The 21,225-nt window shown below is 39.0% G+C and carries 16 protein-coding genes and 1 pseudogene; 11 read left to right on the top strand and 6 right to left on the bottom strand.

Features of this window, described 5'->3' with window-relative positions:
* Window positions 1-66: 66 nt before the first annotated feature.
* Window positions 67-942 (bottom strand): translation elongation factor Ts, encoded by an 876-nt coding sequence (gene tsf, locus BMW42_RS00750; protein ID WP_035265686.1) that lies wholly within the window; start codon window positions 940-942, stop codon window positions 67-69.
* A 140-nt stretch (window positions 943-1,082) separates the two neighbouring features.
* Window positions 1,083-1,835: a 30S ribosomal protein S2 gene (gene rpsB / locus BMW42_RS00745; protein WP_035265684.1), complete on the bottom strand. Its 753-nt coding sequence runs from the start codon at window positions 1,833-1,835 to the stop codon at window positions 1,083-1,085.
* A gap of 209 nt (window positions 1,836-2,044) precedes the next feature.
* On the opposite strand from rpsB, the gene map reads away from it, so the two are divergent.
* The 5 genes from map (at window position 2,045) to BMW42_RS00720 (ending at window position 8,195) form a co-directional block, all read left to right on the top strand.
* Entirely contained in the window at window positions 2,045-2,869 is an 825-nt protein-coding gene (gene map, locus BMW42_RS00740; protein WP_092766026.1) for a type I methionyl aminopeptidase, read from the top strand.
* A gap of 263 nt (window positions 2,870-3,132) precedes the next feature.
* Window positions 3,133-4,221 carry an OmpW/AlkL family protein gene (locus BMW42_RS00735; RefSeq protein WP_081403241.1) on the top strand — a complete coding sequence of 363 codons (1,089 nt, stop codon included), beginning with the start codon at window positions 3,133-3,135 and terminating at the stop codon, window positions 4,219-4,221.
* 233 nt (window positions 4,222-4,454) lie between these two features.
* A complete protein-coding gene (locus BMW42_RS00730; protein ID WP_092766025.1) occupies window positions 4,455-5,525 on the top strand; it encodes an OmpW/AlkL family protein in 1,071 nt (356 codons plus the stop codon).
* Between the two features lie 163 nt (window positions 5,526-5,688).
* On the top strand, window positions 5,689-6,840 hold the full coding sequence (locus BMW42_RS00725; protein WP_092766024.1) for an OmpW/AlkL family protein: 1,152 nt from the start codon (window positions 5,689-5,691) through the stop codon (window positions 6,838-6,840).
* Between the two features lie 140 nt (window positions 6,841-6,980).
* Window positions 6,981-8,195, top strand: coding sequence for an MFS transporter (locus BMW42_RS00720; protein WP_092766255.1), 1,215 nt, complete (start codon window positions 6,981-6,983; stop codon window positions 8,193-8,195).
* 128 nt (window positions 8,196-8,323) lie between these two features.
* On the opposite strand, the gene BMW42_RS00715 is transcribed toward BMW42_RS00720, so the two are convergent.
* Complete coding sequence (locus BMW42_RS00715) at window positions 8,324-9,250, bottom strand: LysR substrate-binding domain-containing protein (RefSeq protein WP_092766023.1); 927 nt, start codon at window positions 9,248-9,250, stop codon at window positions 8,324-8,326.
* Window positions 9,251-9,349: 99 nt separating this feature from the next.
* On the opposite strand from BMW42_RS00715, the gene BMW42_RS00710 reads away from it, so the two are divergent.
* Entirely contained in the window at window positions 9,350-10,213 is an 864-nt protein-coding gene (locus tag BMW42_RS00710; RefSeq protein ID WP_092766022.1) for a pirin family protein, read from the top strand.
* A gap of 124 nt (window positions 10,214-10,337) precedes the next feature.
* Window positions 10,338-11,543: a chromate efflux transporter gene (gene chrA / locus BMW42_RS00705; RefSeq protein WP_092766021.1), complete on the top strand. Its 1,206-nt coding sequence runs from the start codon at window positions 10,338-10,340 to the stop codon at window positions 11,541-11,543.
* 72 nt (window positions 11,544-11,615) lie between these two features.
* Here chrA and sthA read toward each other — a convergent pair whose 3' ends face one another.
* A complete protein-coding gene (gene sthA / locus BMW42_RS00700) occupies window positions 11,616-13,031 on the bottom strand; it encodes a Si-specific NAD(P)(+) transhydrogenase (protein ID WP_035265673.1) in 1,416 nt (471 codons plus the stop codon).
* A gap of 210 nt (window positions 13,032-13,241) precedes the next feature.
* Between sthA and lipA the strand changes: the two genes are divergently transcribed.
* The 4 genes from lipA to BMW42_RS00680 all read left to right on the top strand — a co-directional run bounded on the left by lipA (window position 13,242) and on the right by BMW42_RS00680 (window position 18,884).
* A complete protein-coding gene (lipA, locus tag BMW42_RS00695) occupies window positions 13,242-14,255 on the top strand; it encodes a lipoyl synthase (protein ID WP_035265671.1) in 1,014 nt (337 codons plus the stop codon).
* A 282-nt stretch (window positions 14,256-14,537) separates the two neighbouring features.
* Window positions 14,538-17,012, top strand: coding sequence for an acyl-CoA dehydrogenase (locus BMW42_RS00690; protein ID WP_092766020.1), 2,475 nt, complete (start codon window positions 14,538-14,540; stop codon window positions 17,010-17,012).
* Window positions 17,013-17,269: 257 nt separating this feature from the next.
* A complete protein-coding gene (locus BMW42_RS00685) occupies window positions 17,270-18,451 on the top strand; it encodes a thiolase family protein (RefSeq protein ID WP_092766019.1) in 1,182 nt (393 codons plus the stop codon).
* A 49-nt stretch (window positions 18,452-18,500) separates the two neighbouring features.
* Window positions 18,501-18,884: a carboxymuconolactone decarboxylase family protein gene (locus BMW42_RS00680; protein ID WP_092766018.1), complete on the top strand. Its 384-nt coding sequence runs from the start codon at window positions 18,501-18,503 to the stop codon at window positions 18,882-18,884.
* Window positions 18,885-18,956: 72 nt separating this feature from the next.
* Here BMW42_RS00680 and BMW42_RS00675 read toward each other — a convergent pair whose 3' ends face one another.
* Both BMW42_RS00675 and rutG read right to left on the bottom strand, forming a co-directional pair.
* On the bottom strand, window positions 18,957-19,823 hold the full coding sequence (locus BMW42_RS00675; protein WP_092766017.1) for an NAD(P)-dependent oxidoreductase: 867 nt from the start codon (window positions 19,821-19,823) through the stop codon (window positions 18,957-18,959).
* A 13-nt stretch (window positions 19,824-19,836) separates the two neighbouring features.
* A pseudogene (rutG, locus tag BMW42_RS00670) lies at window positions 19,837-21,206 on the bottom strand (pyrimidine utilization transport protein G).
* Window positions 21,207-21,225 lie beyond the last annotated feature (19 nt).

Below are 21,225 nucleotides of genomic sequence, written 5' to 3'. Positions count from 1 at the left end.
TTAGACTCATCAAAAAAAAGAAAAAGCCCTTAAAGGGCTTTTTCTTTTTCAAAATAATTGATTCAATTATTTTGCAGCAGCTTGAGCAGCAGCAACTTCTTCAGCGAAAGAAAGTTCAGCTTTTTTCTCAATACCTTCACCCACTTCGAAACGTACGAATTGAGCAACAGTTGTACCTGTAGACTTAAGAACATCAGCAACTTTCTTGTCGTTGTCGATAACGTACATTTGACGCTCAAGAACAACTTCATTTAAGTATTTTTCAACTGAACCAGTTACCATTTTTTCAACGATATTCGCTGGTTTACCAGATTCAATTGCTTTTGCTTCAGCAATTTCTTTCTCTTTAGCGATTAACTCAGCAGAAACACCTTCAGCATTTACAGCAACTGGGTTGAACGCAGCAACGTGCATTGCGATACCTTTACCAGTAGCAGCATCACCAGCAAATGAAACTACAACACCGATTTTTAAACCGTGTTTGTAAACTGCAAGGTTTTCACCTTCAACGATTTGAGCACGACGAACTTGAATGTTTTCACCGATTTTTTGAACAAGCGCAATACGAGCTTCTTCTACAGTTGCACCATCTTCAAGTTTCAATTCAGCAATTTGAGCAGCATCAGTTACATTCGCAGCAAGCGCAGCAGCAGCAACTTTCGCAGAGAAACCAGCAAAGTTTTCGTCTTTAGCAACGAAGTCAGTCTGACAGTTTACTTCTAAAAGAATTGCTTTATTGCCTTCTTGAGCAATTGTAATCGCGCCATCAGCAGCAATGTTACCTGCTTTTTTAGCAGCTTTTGCTTGACCAGATTTACGAAGGTTGTCGATCGCTAACTCGATATCGCCACCAGCTTCTGTCAACGCTTTTTTACATTCCATCATTGCTAGACCAGTACGATCACGCAACTCTTTAACCATGCTTGCAGTAATAGCAGTCATGTTATTCTCCTAAATTCGGTCGAGATATGTATCTGTTAACAAAAACGGCCCAAATTAATCATCTGGGCCGTTTTGCTTGATTGATGCTTAAGATGCCACGATTACGTGTCGCAAAAATGACAAATCCGCATCAAATCGCATTAAGCCTCAGGAGCTTCTTTAGCAGCTTCTTCGCCTTTAGCTTGCGCATTAGCTTGAGTTTGAGCGTATTCTTTACCAGCAATAATCGCATCAGCCATCGCAGTAGCGTAAAGAGTTACAGCGCGGATCGCATCATCGTTACCAGGAATAACGAAATCAACGTTATCTGGGTTAGAGTTAGTATCAACGATACCGATTACTGGAATACCAAGGTTCTTAGCTTCTTTGATTGCAATCGCTTCGTGGTCAACGTCGATGATGAACAATGCGTCAGGTAAACCACCCATGTTCTTAACACCGCCAAGAGCACGTTCAAGTTTTTCCATTTCACGAGTACGCTCTAAAGCTTCACGTTTAGTAAGCTTAGCGAAAGTACCGTCAGTAGACTGAGTTTGAAGATCTTTAAGACGGTTGATTGATTGACGAAGAGTTTTCCAGTTCGTCAACATACCACCTAACCAACGGTGATCTACATATGGTTGACCAGCACGTTGAGCTTGTTCACGGATGATGTTAGAAGCAGCACGTTTAGTACCAACGAACAATACTTTGTTCTTTTTGCTTGCTAGGTTGTTAACAAAGTTCAATGCATCATTTAACGCAGGAACAGTGTGCTCAAGGTTGATGATGTGAATTTTGTTACGCGCACCAAAAATGTATTGACGCATTTTTGGGTTCCAGAAGCGAGTTTGGTGACCGAAGTGCGCACCAGCTTGAAGAAGGTCGCGCATGCTTACGTTGTAATCTGCCATTTTCTTTACCTTAAAAGTTTGGGTTAGGCCTCCATATGTCCGCATTCTCCACCCTTACGGGCACCCAGAGTAATGTGTCGACATATGTGCGGATTTTATTAACCAACATATCATCCAATTAAGTGAATCTATTCACGAAAAGCATTTGATAAATTGGGCGGCTATTTATACCATAGTCACACACAAATTTCCAAAAGTTTTTAAAGATCATGAACAGTACTTATGAAGCACCACGTCGTTTAATTAAATCTGCTGAAGATATCGAAAAGATGCGTGTGGCGGGACGACTAGCGGCAGAAGTTTTGGATATGATCAAACCGCATATCAAGCCTGGTGTGAGTACACTAGAATTGGATACGATTTGTCATGATTATATTGTGAATAAACAAGATGCCATTCCTGCTTGCCTAGGCTATGGTGCTGCGCCTGGCCGTCCTGCATTCCAGCATACGATTTGCACATCAGTAAACCATGTGGTTTGCCACGGTATTCCCTCTGAAAACAAAATCTTAAAGAAAGGTGACATCTTGAATATTGATGTCACAGTGATTAAAGATGGATTTCATGGTGATACCAACATGATGTACCTCGTGGGTGGCGAGACTTCTATTCTTGCAGATCGCTTATGCAAAGTTGCACAAGAAGCAATGTATCGTGGTATTGCTACGGTAAAACCTGGTTCGACGATCGGTGATATTGGTCATGCGATTCAAAAATATGTTGAGTCAGAGCGTTTCAGTGTCGTTCGTGAATATTGTGGTCATGGTATTGGCACTGTTTTCCATGATGAACCTCAAGTGCTTCATTACGGTCAACCAAATTCAGGCATGGTTTTAGAAGAAGGTATGACATTTACAATTGAACCAATGGTCAATGCTGGTGTATGGCAAACTAAACTTCTTGGTGATAAATGGACAGTTGTAACGAAAGATCATAAATTATCTGCGCAATATGAACATACTGTTTTAGTCACTAAAACAGGTGTCGAGGTATTAACTGCTCGCCCTGAAGAGGATTTATCCCGATTTCAATAATTTTAGTTAATTAATAAAGTTAAAAAAGTCAGACCAATTTAAATTGATCTGACTTTTTATTTTGCTAAGTCTCTCAATAAGAAATAAATTAACAAACAAACCTAACAAATGTTGGATTTTTAAAATTTAAATTCATGATTTTTAAAAATTTTTTATCACAAAAATGAGTAAAAACGCTTTTCAAACTGATTCATTTTATGTTTATATAACGCTTAAAGAATGTAAAACAACAACTAGCAACAAAATCGGACAGGGAGTCCAAAATGACGAAAAAAGCATTCTGGTGCATGGTCGTACCTATTGTTTTTGCATCTACAACTATTTATGCAGAATCATCATTTTTTAATCTGGATGAAACTGAAGGGTTTAAACGATATTCAATTTCAGTCGGACCATTACATGTTATGCCTCAAGGTAAAGCCAAGGCACCTAAAATTCGTACAGCAGTAAAAAATGGTGAAGTTGCAAAAAATGGTGATATTACGCTTTCTACAGTTTTTGAGAACTTAGATCCTGATAAAGAAAAAGAAAATCAAAGTATGCAAGCGCTTTTGAAGATCGTTGATGCTTTTAGTGATACTTATCCAGCCAGTCAAAGTGGAACTTCAACTGTAAGCGGCATTGAAAGTTGGAGTATGGATGGTTCTGGAATGACTGCAGATGATGTTACAACACTTGGCATCATGATCAATTACCATTTCAACGATAAGATCTCATTCGAGAGTAAAGCTGGGTTCCCCCCAAAAGTAGATATTCAAGGTAAAGGTAAGATTACAGCACCATTTACAGCCGAAGCAAATTCAACACTTTTAGGTATACCTTTACCAACAATCTATCTTAAGAATGATCTGCCAATTACAGATCTTGAAAGTCATGGAAATTCTATTGCGACAGCACGTGCATGGACTCCAATGTGGGAATTGCAGTACCATTTTGGACAGACTGGGATCAATAAATTTAGACCCTATGTTGGGCTTGGACTTATGGTCGCATACTTCAATGAATTAGAATTGAATCCAAGCCTTGAAAAAGACTTAATTGATTCAGGTCACATGATTGCCAATATGAAAAATGGACGCGGTGGCGATGCATTAATTAAAGGTAAAAAAAGTACAGCAAATCCCAAGGTTAAACTTGAGTCCGAATTGAGTTTTGCGCCAATAGCCACGCTTGGGTTTACTTACGACTTCAATCAAAACTGGTTTGCAGTAGCCTCTATTAGTTATGCACACCTAACAGGTAAAACCACGATTGAAGTCAACGATGATAAACTTGGAACATTATTTTCATCGGAAGTTGATTTAGAAGTAAACCCGATTATTGGTTATGCTGGTGTAGGCTATCGCTTCTAAAACACTTGAGGCATATTGAAGCCACACCCCAATATGCCCAATCCATCACTAACAAAGGAAAAATAAGACAATTAGTATACATTTTAAAATCTAACTTATATCATATTTTTCAATAATTTAACAATTGTAAATTAGGATAATAAATTTGATTTCAAGTGAACAAACTGCTTTGCATTTAGATGATTTAATGAATATAAAATGAACTAAAAATTGGACATGGAGTCCTTCAAACAATGAAGAAGTTTTTAGTTCCTACATTATTCGCAAGTTCATTCTTATCTACTCTGAGTTATGCGGAGTCAGGATATTTCAGCCTTTCTGATGAGGGGTTTAAGCGTTTTTCAATTTCAGTGGGTGCATTACATGTAATGCCGCAAGGTAAGGCCCAACCTTTTAATGTCAAAACAGTCATAAATGACAATTATGAATCAAAAGTTGGGGATATTAATGCTTCAACGGTAATCGATAACCTTGACCCAGATCGTAAACCAAATTATTTAGTAGAAGGTATTGTTAAATTAATTTCTGCTTTTCAAGGCAATGTCTCAGGGGCTATTAGTGGAAAATCCTATATTAATGGATTAGCTGAATGGGATAATCCGAATACTGGCTTGGAGGCTGATAAAGTTACAACAGTTGGCATCATGAGTAGTTATCACTTTACAGATAATTTGTCTGTGGAAATAAAAGGTGGAATTCCACCTAAAGTGGATATCAAAGGTATTGGAAATATTAAAGCCCCCTTCTCAGCTACTGCAGCACCGTTAGGTGGAATTGCGGGGAACTTAGACCTCAAAAATAATATTCATATTACTAATCTAGAACAATCTTCAAAAGCTGCTGAAGCTAGAGCATGGACCCCTGCTTTTGAATTACAATATCGTTTTGGTGAGACCGGGATTAATAAATTCCGCCCTTACATTGGCGTTGGATTAATGTACGCTTATTTTAATGAGCTAAAAATGGATCCAGGTATTGAAAAAGATTTAGTCGCCGCTGGGCATATGATCCAAAATATTATTAATCAAAATGCTGGTGCAGCACTCGATAAGAAAGATACCAATGGAAAAATGAAAGTTAATTTAGAAGCAACTGATGTTTTTGCACCTATAGCTACAGTTGGATTCACCTACGACTTTAATGATACATGGTATGCAGTAGCATCTATTAGTTACGCTCACTTGCAGAATGAAACGAAGATCACAGTCGTCAATGAAAATACTGGACAAGAGTTAATCAACTCAAAAGCTGATATCGAGATTAACCCGATATTGGGCTATGCTGGGGTTGGCATGCGTTTCTAACGCATAGAGTAAGAAAAGAGGCAATTGCCTCTTTTTTTTGTAATCAAACAAAAACCAAACATAATTGGCAAATTATTACTACAATGTGTCTAAAAATAAATTTGATAATAAAAATACAAAAATAATCACTCTTTATTTACAGTTTTGGACATGGAGTTCCATAATGAAAAAAAAACTAGCTTACTTAGTTGCATCTATCAGCGCGTTAAGTTTTCCAGTCTTCAGTTATGCAGATTCACCTTATTTTAGTTTAAAAGATGGCGATGGCTTTAAACGTTTTTCGGTTTCAGTGGGTGCATTACATGTAATGCCTCAGGGTAAAGCTCAACCGATTAATATTAACACCGCTGTACCAGAGGGTACCAAGTCTGAAGTTGGACGAATTTCAACATCTTCTGTACTAGGTGCTATTGATACTTCGACAGCAGATGGTGTTGATAAAAAACGTAAATTAGAGACACTTATAAACTCAGGTCTTGTTAGCCCATTAATCCTTGATGAAATCGATGGCGTAAAATATCTTAAGCCATCAGTTGGTGGCACTGCCGAAATTGATGGATTATCATCATGGACTGCTCAAGGGACAGGATTAGAAGCTGATGATGTCACTACCCTCGGAATCATGACTAATTACTTCTTTACAGATAATATTTCTTTAGAAGTCAAAGCAGGAATTCCACCTAAGGTTGATATTAAAGGTAAAGGGAATATATCAGCACCTCTCACAGGCTCAGTAGATCCTGGAAACGTCAATATCATTATTGCAGATATAGATGCTGGGAGTATTATTGGCGGCAATATTCCACTCAAACAAGATATCCAAGTAACAAATCTTGGAGCCCACGGTAAAGTCGCAGAAGCTCGCGCATGGACGCCAGCATTCGAATTCCAATACCATTTTGGTAAAACAGGCGTAAATAAATTTAGACCTTATGTAGGGCTTGGTTTGATGTATGCATACTTCAATGAATTGGAAATGAACTCCAACCTTGAAGCTGATCTAGTCGCTGCAGGTCATAAAATTGCGAACATCAAATTAGGTGAAGCTGGGAAAGCACTTGATGGAATTGAAAGTACTGCGAATCCTAAAGTTAAACTCGAAGCTAAAGATGCTTTCGCCCCTGTAGCTACTGCTGGTTTTACTTATGATTTCAATGATCGTTGGTTTGCAGTCGGATCAATTTCCTATGCGCATCTTAAAGGTGAAACAACAATTACCGTAAACGATGCTGAACTTGGTGAATTAATCAATGCAAAATCAGATATCGAAATTAATCCGATTCTGGGATATGCCGGTATTGGTTATCGATTCTAATTTCCATCAGTCTTCATAAAGCGGCCAAGTGCCGCTTTATTCATTCTAATAACTAAATTTTATTGATTGATAAATTTTTATTCTGTCGTCATGATGCTACTGATCTTTTAAAATTACAAAAAATGCTAAGCGGATTGACCATGTCAGAAACCAAATTTTCAAAACCCCTCATCTTTATGCTCATTGGGAGTGCTTTTATTTTGGCACTCTCCTTAGGTGTCAGACATGGATTTGGCTTGTATTTAGTTCCAATGAGTCATGAGTTTAATTGGAATCATCAAGTTTTCAGTTTAGCAATTGCCTTTCAAAATTTATTATGGGGTGCTGTTCAACCCTTTACGGGAGCGCTAGCAGATAAATATGGGAGTAAAAAAGTCGTTGCCGTAGGCGGCGCTTTATATGCGATTGGACTTGTGATGATGGCATTTAGCTCAACAGGGCTTCTCATCAATCTTAGTCTAGGTTTAATCATTGGTCTGGCTTTATCAGCTACTTCATTTTCTGTTTTGCTCTCTGCTGTCGGACGTGCAGCGCATCCAAGTCGACGTAGTATGGCTATGGGCATTGCCAGCGCAGCAGGCTCTTTTGGTCAATTTATTATGTTGCCAACCACACTTTTACTCTTACAAAATTTTGGTTGGTCATCTGCGCTACTCATCACAGCGATTTTAATTGCATTAATTGTACCCTTGGCTTGGATGCTAAAAGCTCCAATGTATCAAGCGCCTCAAGCAGTTGATGCAATCACTAAACCTTCTTTAAGTTTTAAACAAATACTCATAGTTGCCAAAAACCACAAACCTTTTATCTGGTTGGCATTAGGATTTTTAGTTTGTGGATTTCAGGTCGTATTTTTGGGCATTCATTTGCCGGGTTATTTAACTGACCATGGTTTTAGCACCACCACTGGTACTATGTTTTTAGCCTTGGTTGGGCTATTTAATATTGTTGGAACTTACACTGCTGGTTGGCTGGGTGATAAATATTCCAAACCTAAATTGCTCATGTGGTTATATGGACTACGTGGCATCGCCATCATTTTATTCCTCGCATTGCCACTCTCGATCTTTACGATTTATAGTTTTGCCATCATTATGGGTTTATTATGGTTATCAACCGTCCCCCTTACCAATGGTATTGTTGCCAATATGTTTGGCGTTAAATATCTCACCATGCTAAGTGGAATTGTATTTTTCACTCACCAAGTTGGTTCATTTTTTGGAGGATGGTTGGGTGGCTTAAATCATGATATGACAGGCAATTACAATATTATTTGGATGATGTGTATTGCGCTCAGTATCTTCGGTGTATTCATTCATTTATTTGTTAATGAGGAGAATGTCGTCAATGACTAATCGCTTCAATCTGCTCAACATCAGCATATTCATCGGAGTCATCCTTCTGCTTAGTCTATCGATTACTTTGTGGATGAACACTCCTGATTTATTTACATATTTTAATCAAGCTTTTTGCGCACATTAATTCATATAATTTCATGGTTTTGACAGCTCAGTTTTTTAAATTCCTCAATCAAATAATCTAATAAACATCTCACGGCAGGCATCATGCCTTGTCGTGATGTATAGGCAACATGAATAACGCCACGTGGCAACTCCCATTCAGGGACTAATTCTACAAGAGTGCCTTGATTAAGCTCTTCATATACAAACACTCTAGGTAATGATGCTATTCCAACACTGTTCAACACTGCAGATTTCATGGCGGCAAAATTATCAGTTTTGAGTCTTGGAAAGAATTCTATTTCTTGAAACTGATTAACTGTGTCAACTTTAGATTGAAATCTCCAAATCGATTTCGGGACATGAAAACCTATACTCGGAAGTTGTGCAAGGTTATCCAAATGGATAGGCTCATGAATCTGTTGAATTAATTCAGGCGTTGCCACTAACACATGTTGCCAAGCATCAAGCTCTCGTACAATCAAGTCGCTATCTTCAAGTGGTAAATTTCTCACCCTCACAGCCAAATCAATCCCCTCTTCTATGAGATCAATTTTACGATTTGTTGCGACCAAATGAACTTGAACACGTGGGTAATGTTGCATGAATTTAGCAATCATATTACCCAACGGAAACTCAACCAAACCAATTGGACACGAGATTCGAATTAAACCTGAAGGCTCGCTCGACAAACTTTGCTCTACAAAATTTTCTGCCGCCTCCACTTGATCCAAAATCTTAATACAATATTCAAAAAATTCTTGACCAACTGCGGTTACGGCTAACTTTCGTGTATTTCGTTGCAATAATCTTACGTGTAAACGGTTTTCCAAATCTGAAATATGACGAGACAACTTAGATTTTGTAATACCTAAAGCTTCACTTGCCTTAGTAAAACCTTGATATTTAACGACTTGCACAAAATAGTAGTAATCATTTAAATTTTGCATAATTGTTTCATTTTTGGAATTATCTGTTGAGAGAATCGCCCTGTAATCTCATCAATATACCTCAATATCATGATTAGAACGATATATAGAGGAATACAAATGACACAAGTTCAGAAAGTCTATACCAGCGATCGAAGCACATGGGTGGGTGATGGTTTTCCAACAAACTCCATGTTACCCATGCATGAAATAGGAAATCATACCAGCCCATTCTTGGTAATGGGTTATACAGGTCAATATCGATTTTCTCCAAGTCACCACCAACGCGGTGTTGGTTTACACCCCCACCGTGGTTTTGAAACGGTGACGATTGTCTATGACGGCGAATTAGAGCATCGTGACTCAAAAGGCAATCATGGCAAAATTGGTCCAAACGAAGTGCAATGGATGACCGCAGGTAAAGGTATTCTGCATGAAGAACACCATTCGGAAGCTTTTGCAAAAACTGGCGGAGTTTTGGATATGGTTCAACTTTGGGTAAATCTACCAGAGCATGCCAAGATGACTGAGCCGAGATATCAGGAATTGACTGAGCAAAATATTCCTGAAGTTTTATCTCACGATGAGCAAACCAAGATTCGTGTTATTGCTGGTCAATATCAAATCGGCTCAACTGTTTATCAAGGACCAGCTCAAACATTTAGCAACATGAATGTTTATGACATTAGACTTAATCATGGAGCACGCCTTCCATTAAATCTTATGCCAAACTGGAATCATCTGATTTTCATCCTTGATGGAGAGGTTGAGATTGATGGTCAGATCTATACAGCCATACAAACGCTTTATCTTGACCCAAAATCAACACAGGTCGAAATATTTGCTCATCGTACGGCGAAAATTCTTTGCTTAAGTGGTGAACCATTGAATGAACCCATTGTTGCCCACGGTCCTTTCGTCATGAATACTCAGGAAGAAATCGTGCAAGCATTTGATGATTTCAGAAATGGAAATTTTGCTTAATTTAACATCCACAAGCCTTATCATTTTCAAGATAAGGCTTACCCCTCATCACTCCTTCATTCCTTTCAAATACTTGTCATAATCGCCTATTAGACTTAGTTCAAAAACAACGTACGATTACTAAATGAAATCAGATAATTTTACTAAAGTTAGCTTATCAGCACTATTTTTTATTTTTCTTAAATTAGGATGTATTTCATTTGGTGGTCCTGCAGCGCATTTGGTATTATTTAATCGCACTTTTGTTGATCGGCTCAAATGGCTAAGCTCTCATGAATATGGACAATTGGTCGCATTAGCACAATTGTTGCCAGGTCCGACCAGTAGTCAAGTGGGGCTATCGATAGGATATTTATCCAAAGGATATTGGGGAGGCTTTATTGCTTGGTTAGGATTTACATTACCTGCCTTCATTCTAATGACCTCATTTGCTATTTTTGGTCAATATTTTTTTTCCGATATACCTCTTGAACTCTTTCACGTCATCCATTTGATTGTAATAGCCGTCGTCATTTGGGCTTTTTTACAAATGTTTAAAAGCTTCTGTACTGAAATTTGGCAGTATGTCCTGATGCTGAGTTCTGCTTTTTTTATTTATTTTGCGCAGTGGAGCTATAGTCAAATTTTCTTAATTTTAGTGGCTGGATTCATTGGCTTAGCATTTACAAAAAAAGGAAAATCTCAGCCATCACCGCACATCAAAACCACTCAGGCATATCAAAAGTATCATTATCTCTGGCTCATCCTGTTTGTCACTTTATTTATTATTTTTCCTGCGCTGCAATTTATCTATTCATCAAGCTTGCTTAGAAATCTAGAAAGCTTTTATCACACTGCTTCAATGGTTTTTGGGGGCGGTCATATCATCCTGCCACTCATGTATGAAGATTTTGTGCTTACTCAACACATCACTGCGGAACAATTTGACTTAGGCTATGCATTTGCTCAAGTTATTCCAGGCCCTTTATTTAGCTTTGCAGGATACGTTGGCACATATTTAGGATTTACCGCATCGCCTTTACTTAACGCTGCAATTGCAACCAGTATAATTTTCCTGCCCTCATTTCTGCTTATTTTCGGCACGCTCCCTTACTGGTCAAAATGGGTCAAAAACAAAAAGATTGCAGCAGCTGTCGCTGCTATTAATGCAGCGGTCATCGGATTACTACTCTGTTTAATTGCTCAAATGGCTGAAAAACATCTACATTCAATTTATGATTTTATTTTTATCGGCATTGTCATTCTTTTACTGAGATCAAAAATTCCTGTCATCATCTCTTTAGTAGCGAGCTTTGTTAGCTATGGAGCTTTATTGTATTTTGTAATTTAAAGATCAAACTTAAATGCAAAAATAAAAAAACTCGCAAGCCTGAACTTGCGAGTTTTTTGTCATCACGTTGCCTTAGAACAAGCGATTCATCCCGTTTAACGTTGCTACGCGATAAGCTTCAGCCATCGTTGGGTAGTTAAACGTTGTCTCAACAAAATACTTGATGGTGTTGTTCGGACTATTCATCACGGCTTGACCAATATGAATAATTTCAGAAGCATTATTACCGAAGCAATGCACACCTAAAATTTCTAGGGTTTCGCGATGGAATAAAATCTTTAACTCACCCACTGTATCACCCGTGATTTGTGCACGAGCAAGGTGACGGAAAGACGCCTGACCAACTTCATAAGGAATTTTTTCTTCAGTTAATTCCTGCTCAGTTTTACCAATTGATGAAATCTCTGGAATGGTATAAATACCAGTAGGAATATCAACCACAGGTTGGATACCTTGTTCACCACTCATAATCGCGCCAGCACAACGACCTTGGTCATATGCAGCTGAAGCTAGAGACGGCCAACCAATTACGTCACCCGCAGCATAAATATTTTCAACCTCAGTTTGATACTGCTCGTTCACTGATAGTTGTCCGCGACTGTTTGGTTTGATGCCAACATTTTCCAAGCCAAGACCATCTGTATTACCAGATCGACCATTACACCATAGAATTGCATCAGCTTTAATTTTCTTGCCACTTTCAAGATGCAACACCACATGATCATCAAATGTTTCTAAGTGATCAATCTGCTCATTGTGGCGAATCAATACACCTTGTTCACGTAAGTGATATGACAATGCATCAGCAATTTCGTCATCTAAATAGCTCAGTAATTTATGCTGAGTATTAATCAAATCAACTTTGTGATCTAAGCCAATAAAGATAGATGCATATTCACAGCCAATGACACCAGCGCCATAAATAATGATTTTTTGAATTGAAAAATCTAGATCTAAAATTTTGTCAGAATCAAACACACGTGGGTGATTGAAATCTAAAATTGAAGGACGATATGGACGACTACCTGTCGCAATCACCAACTGTTTAAAAATAATCGTTTCTTTCACACCTTCAGGCGTGAAAATCACCACCGTATTTTGATCTTGGATATATGCACGACCGTGGAAAATATCAATGCGGTTACGGTCGTAAAAACGCGAGTGTGTATCCACTTGCTGTTGGATCACTTTATGCGCATTACGAAGCACTTGCTTCATGGTGAATTGTTTCCAATCACCCACTTTTTGGAACATTGGATCACGTTGATAACGGATAATGCTAGAAACCGTTTGACGTAAAGCTTTACTTGGAATGGTTCCTACATGCGTACAGTTACCACCAAGTTGTTCACGCATATCAACTACTGCAACGCGCTTGCCTGATTTGGCAAGTTTCATTGCCGCACCTTCACCAGCAGGGCCTGAACCTAAAACGACTGCATCATATTTGACAAAGGTTCCACTCACGACCTCTTTCTTACGCGGCATTCAATGCTCCTATACAATTATCTCTTCATTTATCTAACTTATATTATGACTGAAAATGCACACATTTGCTGTATTTCAATACCATATATTGCTTGATAGCCACATTTATTTTATGAATATCGTTTTTGCCCAATTTATGCATAAATTCGCTATAATAAGAGACCTATTTTTAATATTTCCTCCCGTCACACATTAGTGGAATCGTTGAATATGTCAGAAAACCGTAAACCAGTACAGGGTGAAAAACTTCGTGGCGCTGAGAAAGTTGCACGTATTCCTGTAAAAGTGATTCCTACGGTTGAAGCACCTCGTAAACCAGACTGGATTCGCGTCAAAATGGCTGCACCAGAAGAGGTTCAACGCATTAAATCAACTTTACGTGAACAAAAATTACATACAGTGTGTGAAGAAGCTGCATGTCCAAATCTTCCTGAATGTTTTGGTGGTGGTACAGCAACTTTCATGATTATGGGTGACATTTGTACACGTCGTTGCCCATTTTGTGATGTGGCACATGGTCGTCCGAATGCATTAGACCCAGATGAACCACGCCACATGGCTGAGACAATTGCAAACTTAGGTTTGAAATACGCTGTTATAACATCTGTAGACCGTGATGATCTACTCGATGGTGGAGCGCAACACTTTGTTGATTGTATTAAAGAAGCGCGTGCTTTAAGTCCTAATACATTATTGGAAATTTTAGTACCTGATTTCCGTGGTCGTATGGATGTTGCATTACGCATCATGACGGAATGTCCTCCAGATGTGTTTAACCACAACATTGAAACCGTACCACGTTTATACAAAGCAATGCGTCCAGGTTCAGACTATCAACATTCCTTAAACCTTCTTAAAATGTTTAAAGAATACTGCCCAGATATTCCAACTAAATGTGGCTTGATGGTAGGTATTGGCGAAACTGAAGAAGAAGTTCTCGCACTTCTTGATGACCTTAAAGCACACGATGTTGACTACGTAACGATTGGTCAATATTTACAACCATCAAAAGAACATGCACCAATTGATCGCTTCGTCACACCTGAAGAGTTCGAACGCTATACAGCACATGGGCAAAAATTAGGCTTTAAAAATATTTGGGCTGCACCAATGGTACGTTCAAGTTATTTTGCTGATCGTCAATACTATGGCGAACCAGTACCAGCAGTTCGTCGTAAAGCTGATCCTGCAAAGAAAATTACTGTTCAAACAATCGAAGCATAATTCTTCTTACTTTAAAGCCCTCGTATGAGGGCTTTTTTGTTTGTGGTTTTTATAATTCTCAATTACTTATTGACACATTTCTTATCTCTCTTCAGCTTGAATTTTGAATATTTTTCAAACAATCTTATCCAATATAAGTATTAATATGCGTCCGTTTTAGAACTCAACGCTTTCGTTTCACATTTCATGATCCAATATCTCTGTAGATCTGATGTTTGTGCTTTGATTAAATTTACTGTGGGTATTGGCTCCATGACCAAATCATAAATGGAGCAGTTCATAATGTTTTTTATACTCAGTTTAATTATTCTATTTATAACACTCTGGGCTATTTTTTATTTCGAATTCTCAAGAACTTCTGGGGCTATCATACTCACAGTCGTATCTATTTTAGTCGCGTTGATCAGCCCTTGGTCGCTGATACTCGGTATTCCTTTTATCCTAATTTCATTGATTGTCAGTATTGATACGTTAAGGATGAAATTTATTACACAACCTGCCTATAAAGCTCTAGCCAATGCAATGCCAACAATGAGTAGTACCGAGCGTGAAGCATTGGATGCAGGAACCAGTTGGTGGGAAAAAGAATTATTTATGGGGGCACCAGACTGGAAGAAATTTGATCAGTATCCGTACCCCACGCTGTCTGAAGAAGAACAATCATTTATCGATCATGAAGTCGAACAGCTCTGCCAGATGCTGGATGAATGGGATATTCACCATCATCGTAAAGACCTCCCTGAAGAAGTCTGGTCATTTATTAAATCCAAAGGTTTTCTGGGTTTAATTATCCCTAAAGAATACGGCGGTAAACAATTCAGCTCATTTGCGCAAAGCCGTATCATGAGTAAGATTGCCTCGCGCTCACTTACCACTGCTGTCAGTTGTATGGTGCCTAACTCTTTAGGTCCAGGAGAATTACTCTTACACTACGGTACTGAAGATCAAAAGAATCGTTATTTACCAGGTTTAGCAAAAGGTGAAGAAATTCCATGTTTTGGTTTAACAAGCCCTGAAGCAGGTTCAGATGCAGGTGCAATTCCTGACACAGGTGTGGTTTGTTATGGTCAATTTGAAGGACAAGAAGTTCTTGGCCTAAAAATGAATTTTTCCAAACGTTGGATTACACTTGCCCCTGTTGCTACGGTGGTCGGTTTAGCTTTCAAATTATATGACCCTGAAGGTTTACTAGGTGATAAAAACAAAACTGAATACGGAATCACATGTGCCCTATTACCAGCTGATCATGAAGGTGTGATTGTAGGAGCACGCCATAATCCAGGTTCGCCATTTATGAATGGTACCGTGGATGGTAAAGATGTCTTCATTCCGCTGGATTGGATTATTGGTGGTGTAGAAAATGCAGGTAAAGGCTGGCGTATGCTGATGGAATGTCTGGCAGTTGGCCGCGGTATTTCTCTTCCAGCACTATCAACAGCTGCAGGTGAAATGTGTTATTTAAATGTCGGCGCCTTTGCTCGTGTCCGTCAACAATTCAAAATTTCAGTCGGTAAATTCGAAGGTGTTCAAGAGGTTTCAAGTGATATCGCTAGCGATACCTATATGCTCGAAGCTTTCCGTTACTTAGTCACTTGTGGTTTAAACCAAGGGGGTAAGCCCGCAGTTATGACCGCAATGGCAAAATACTACGCAACTGAGACCATGCGTAAGATTGTTAATCATAGTATGGACATTGTGGGCGGCCGTGCTATCCAAATGGGTCCTCGTAACTTCTTGGCGCTCATGTACCAAGCGATCCCTGTTTCGATTACTGTTGAGGGTGCCAATATTCTGAGTCGTTCACTGATGATTTTTGGTCAAGGTTCGATGCGTTGTCATCCCTATTTATTTGAAGAATTACAACTTTTACAAGCCGAAAATAAAGATGCAGCATTAAAAGAGTTTAATGACATTCTTTATAAGCATTTGGGTTATACATTTAATCGAACCGCTAAATCATTTGCTTATGGTTTTATAGGCGGATCAACAGAAGGCTCAGTAAAGGCTGATGATTTCAGTCGCCCTTACTACAAAACCATTAATCGTTTGAGTGCTAATTTTGCCTTAGTCGCAGATATGTGCTTAGGCCTCCTTGCAGGTGATATCAAACGCAAAGAAATGCTGTCTGGACGATTGGCAGATATGCATTCACACTTATTTATTGCGACTGCAATTCTTAAATTTTATGAAAATGGTCAACGTACTGAAGCTGAACAACTGCATGCTAAACTCGCACTTGAGAAAGCATTATATGCATCTCAAGAAGCGTTCTATGGTCTGTTTGATAACTTCCCTGTAAAAATTGCCGCAAGTTTAGTCAAACTTATTTGTTTCCCTTTTGGTCGTCCTATTACTCAACCATCGGATGCCTTGAAACTTAAATTAGGTGAACTAATTCTTCAGGAAAATGCTTTCCGCGATGAATTAAAAAAACATGTCTTCTATAGTACTGATCCCGATGATGTCAATGGACGCATGGAGTCTACATTCCAAATGTTGCTTCAAATTGAGGATTTATGGAATAAGTTTAAAAAGGCTGAATCCAAAGGCCAATTTACAGGTCTGACTTTCGAAGAGCATATTGAATCTGCTCTTAAGGAGAATTTCATCACTCAAGCTGAAGCAGATCAGTTGCTTACGTATAACGCTAAACGTTTTGACAGTATGTTGACTGATGTTTTCGATACTGAACTTAACCAGAGTTTAGAACTTGAGAACCCTCACGCTCAGGCTTTGTCAAATTCTACACAATACTAGTCACCCAATTGCTTCTGAAAAAACGATCCTAAAGGGTCGTTTTTTATTTTTCATTCCACTTTTTATATTTCATTCCACTATGGTGTTATAGAAAACAACATCAAAATAAGCGAAATTAAATGAAAACAAAATAATGAATCTTTATTCATTTTTTATGATAATGTGATTACAACTAATAAATAGCTGTCATTAAATTTTGAACATATGAAATTGACACGCATTTGAATCATATAAACTACAGGACAAGGATCAACGCTATGAGTCAAGAAATCGTATTAGTTGCAGGTAGCCGTACCGCTATGGGTAGCTTTCAGGGAGGACTTTCAAGCTTAACAGCCCCGCAACTTGGTGCTGAAGTCATCAAAGCCGTACTTGACCAATCTAAGCTTGCTGCGGATCAATTAGATGAAGTGATTATGGGGTGTGTTTTACCTGCGGGATTAAAACAAGGTCCTGCTCGTCAAGCGATGCGAATTGCAGGTGTACCAGATCATGTAGGTGCAACAACGATCAATAAAATCTGTGGGTCTGGCATGAAAGCCGTGATGCAAGCTGCAGATACCATTAAAGCTGGCTCGGCAAATATTATTGTCGCTGGCGGAATGGAATCCATGTCGAATGCACCTTATCTCATGGACAAAGCACGCGCAGGTTACCGTATGGGACATGGCAAAGTGATTGATCACATGTTCCAAGAAGGTTTGGAAGATGCTGAAACTGGCTATTCAATGGGTATTCTTGCTCAAGAAATGGCAGATAAGAAAAACTACACACGTGAACAACAAGACGATTTCGCGATTCGCTCCTTAACTCGTGCTCAGAATGCGATTCAAAATAATTATTTTAAAGATGAAATCACACCCGTTACAGTAAGTTCACGTAAAGGCGATGTCATCGTTGCACAAGATGAAAATCCATTTACAGCAAAAATTGATAAAATTCCTACGCTACGCCCAGCATTTGCTAAAGACGGTACAATTACTGCAGCCAATGCCAGTTCAATTAGTGATGGTGCATCAGCATTTTTAGTCACTTCTGCTGAACACGCAACATCAAAAGGGCTTTCAACTTTAGCAACGATTAAAGCTTACGCAACTCATTCTCAACACCCATCAGAATTTACCATCGCACCTGTTGGTGCAATAGAAAAAGTTTTAAACAAAGCGGGCTGGACTGTTGAAGACGTAGATTTATGGGAAATTAATGAAGCGTTTGCGATGGTAACTATGGCAGCGATTGATGCTTTTCATTTAGATCCTGAAAAAGTCAATATTCATGGTGGAGCTTGTGCACTCGGACATCCATTGGGGTCATCAGGCTCACGTATTATTTTGACTCTCATCCATGCATTAAAACGCTTAGGTAAAACCAAAGGTGTTGCCGCGCTTTGCATTGGTGGTGGAGAAGCAACTGCGATTGCGATTGAAATCCCAGCTTAATATTTATGCTATAGCGCATCTTAAGATGCGCTTTTTTATGAGGAAAAAAATGTCAAAACAAGATTATGAAAATGGTTTAAAAGTTCGTACCGAAGTGATGGGAGAAACTTTTGTCAAACGTACACAAGACAATACAGTTCCATTTACTCAACCACTTCAAGATTGGATTAATGAGCATGCATGGGGTTCAACTTGGCAACGTGAAGGTGTTTTACCGCGCAAGTATCGTTCGTTAATCACGATTGCATTTTTAACAGCCCAAAAAAGCCCAACAGAACTTAAAGGTCATGTACGTGGCGCTTTAAACAACGGCGCAACTGTTGAAGAAATCCAAGAGGTTCTTTTGCACAGCTTGCCATACTGTGGTGCTCCAGCTACCCAAGAAGCATTTAGAGCCGCGTTAGAAGTCATTAATGAATATCAACAAAGCTAATCTCATTGAGCATTCATAGATAAACCGCTTAATCTACATTAAGCGGTTTTATAAGGTATTTCGACGCTAGATTTAACTTAATTCAATTTTAGATTGATGTTCAAGCACCTGAACCACAGCTGAAAAATCAGAATCTTGGGCTTTCACTTTTTCAATTTGCTTATACTGATTTTGTATAAGTTGCATCGTTGGCAAATTCAACGCTTGCTCTTGAATTAGATCGGTCGCAATTCCAATATCCTTTTGTAAAAGATCTAAGGCGAAGGTTTTTGGAAATGCACGACTCAAGACACGTTGCGCCATAATATTTTCAGACATTGAACTTTTACCACTAGAATGATTAATACAATTCAATGCACTATTCAAATCTACTCCTTTTGATTTTAATACCGTCAATCCTTCTGCAAGTGCCCATAGATGGGTTGCCATCAACGTATTATTCACCGCTTTAACAGCAAATCCAGAACCACTCTCCCCGACATATTCAATTAATCCTGCAAATGCCTGAATAATCGGTTTTGCACGCTTATAAGCATCGACATCACCCCCAACCATTACCGTCAGTGTCCCTTTTTCAGCACCTATAGTTTGCCCAGAAACGGGGGCATCTAAATATTCAACACCATTAAATTTCAACTGATTTGCAAGTTTTAAAGCACTTATAGGTACACCACTGGTACAGTCGATCCATACGCTCCCCTTGACCGGAGGATTTTGAGCAATAAGCTGTTCGACATCTGCACTGGTGGGTAAGCAACTGAAAATAAAATCTGCTTTCACTGCTTGATCGACAGAGGTCGCTTTAGTACCAAATGTTTGTGCATGTGCTTCTGCTTTTTCAAAATTACGGTTCCAAACTAAAACTTCAAATCCTAGTTTTGGTAAATGGCTCGCCATGTGCCATCCCATAGCACCTAAACCGATAAATGCAATTTTCATTTTTAATTTCACCTTAAATTTGAGTGTTAGGGAGTGCCGTTGCTTCTGCTGAATGCGGTTTGTTTTCGAGCTCTACTGTTTGCGCATTCTTATCTTCTCGATTTAAGAAAAGATTCAATAAAATAGCCGCTAATGTTGCAGTCCCTATTCCATCCAAATCAAAATTGCCAATTTGTAAACTATAATTGCCTGTCCCCATAATTAAGGTGACAGCAGCAATCAACAGAGTACTGTTTTTGGTAAAATCTACGCGGTTGTCCACCCAAATTTTAGCACCGGCCACTGTAATCAGACCGAAAACAACAATCGAAGCTCCCCCTAATAATGCGACAGGAATCGTACTAATAACCGCGCCAAATTTTGGTGATAGACCTAGCAAAATTGCAAATACGCCAGCAAATAAAAATATGGTGGTCGCATAAATTTTGGTTACCGCCATCACACCAATGTTCTCAGCATATGTTGTCATTCCTGTTCCACCGACTGATGCAGACAAGGTCGTACATACACCATCAGCAAAGAAACCTCGTCCCATATATGGTGAAAGATTACGTCCAGTCATTGCAATACCGCTTTGAAATGTCCTAGATTCTCTGCGACTAAGATGATCGCTACGGGAGCAATAAGCAGCATGGCATTAAATTCAAACACTGGCGCATGAAAAGTAGGTAAACCGAACCAAGCTGCCTCACTGACTTTAGTAAAATCAATCGCTGTACCAAAACCCAAAACATTGGTGAGTAAAAAATAAATAAAGTAAGAAGCCACTAAGCCAATGAGCAATAACAATCTACGGATCATGCCCTTAGTAAATACGGCGATTACACTAATACAAATAATCGTGATTAGAGCCATCCATGAATCAAACTGATTAGCAGAGACACTTTTGATCGCCACTGGCGCTAAATGCAAACCAATGATCATCACAATTGCTCCAGTCACAATTGGTGGCATCAATTTTTCAATCCATGCTGTGCCAGTTTTCATCACGATCAAACCGATCAAGGCGTACAAAATACCGCATGCAATGGTACCGCCAAGTGCTAAGCCTAAGTTTGGATTTAAGCCAACACCGGTATAACCAGTGACTGCAATGACTGCTCCAATGAAAGCGAAGCTCGAGCCTAAATAGCTCGGCATACGCCCCCCAGTCATTAGGAAAAATAATATTGTCCCAATACCCGTAATAAACATTGTAAGATTCGGATCGAAACCCATTAGTAAAGGGGCAAGTACTGTTGCTCCAAACATTGCAAATGCATGCTGCAGCCCCAATACCATACTTTTACCTGGCGGCAAGTACTCATCTACTTGAACTGCGGTCGTGTCTAGATTTCCTTGGAAAGGTTTAAATTTTGGAAACCATGTTTCTTTTGTGCTCATCGACCTTCTCCTGATCAAG

Origin of the sequence: Acinetobacter sp. DSM 11652, assembly GCF_900109815.1 — a bacterium.
Classification (GTDB): domain Bacteria; phylum Pseudomonadota; class Gammaproteobacteria; order Pseudomonadales; family Moraxellaceae; genus Acinetobacter.
Note: the sequence above shows the minus strand (reverse complement) of the source record. Positions and strands in the feature narration are given on the sequence as shown.

Bases quoted from the DNA above. Each gene is read 5' to 3' on its own strand.
- BMW42_RS00685 (WP_092766019.1), top strand. From the start codon at position 17,270: ATGAGTCAAGAAATCGTATTAGTTGCAGGTAGCCGTACCGCTATGGGT.
- BMW42_RS00735 (WP_081403241.1), top strand. From the start codon at position 3,133: ATGACGAAAAAAGCATTCTGGTGCATGGTCGTACCTATTGTTTTTGCA.
- BMW42_RS00730 (WP_092766025.1), top strand. From the start codon at position 4,455: ATGAAGAAGTTTTTAGTTCCTACATTATTCGCAAGTTCATTCTTATCT.
- BMW42_RS00690 (WP_092766020.1), top strand. From the start codon at position 14,538: ATGTTTTTTATACTCAGTTTAATTATTCTATTTATAACACTCTGGGCT.
- lipA (WP_035265671.1), top strand. From the start codon at position 13,242: ATGTCAGAAAACCGTAAACCAGTACAGGGTGAAAAACTTCGTGGCGCT.
- BMW42_RS00725 (WP_092766024.1), top strand. From the start codon at position 5,689: ATGAAAAAAAAACTAGCTTACTTAGTTGCATCTATCAGCGCGTTAAGT.
- BMW42_RS00720 (WP_092766255.1), top strand. From the start codon at position 6,981: ATGTCAGAAACCAAATTTTCAAAACCCCTCATCTTTATGCTCATTGGG.
- rpsB (WP_035265684.1), bottom strand. From the start codon at position 1,835: ATGGCAGATTACAACGTAAGCATGCGCGACCTTCTTCAAGCTGGTGCG.
- tsf (WP_035265686.1), bottom strand. From the start codon at position 942: ATGACTGCTATTACTGCAAGCATGGTTAAAGAGTTGCGTGATCGTACT.
- chrA (WP_092766021.1), top strand. From the start codon at position 10,338: ATGAAATCAGATAATTTTACTAAAGTTAGCTTATCAGCACTATTTTTT.
- sthA (WP_035265673.1), bottom strand. From the start codon at position 13,031: ATGCCGCGTAAGAAAGAGGTCGTGAGTGGAACCTTTGTCAAATATGAT.
- BMW42_RS00675 (WP_092766017.1), bottom strand. From the start codon at position 19,823: ATGAAAATTGCATTTATCGGTTTAGGTGCTATGGGATGGCACATGGCG.
- BMW42_RS00680 (WP_092766018.1), top strand. From the start codon at position 18,501: ATGTCAAAACAAGATTATGAAAATGGTTTAAAAGTTCGTACCGAAGTG.
- map (WP_092766026.1), top strand. From the start codon at position 2,045: ATGAACAGTACTTATGAAGCACCACGTCGTTTAATTAAATCTGCTGAA.
- BMW42_RS00715 (WP_092766023.1), bottom strand. From the start codon at position 9,250: ATGCAAAATTTAAATGATTACTACTATTTTGTGCAAGTCGTTAAATAT.
- BMW42_RS00710 (WP_092766022.1), top strand. From the start codon at position 9,350: ATGACACAAGTTCAGAAAGTCTATACCAGCGATCGAAGCACATGGGTG.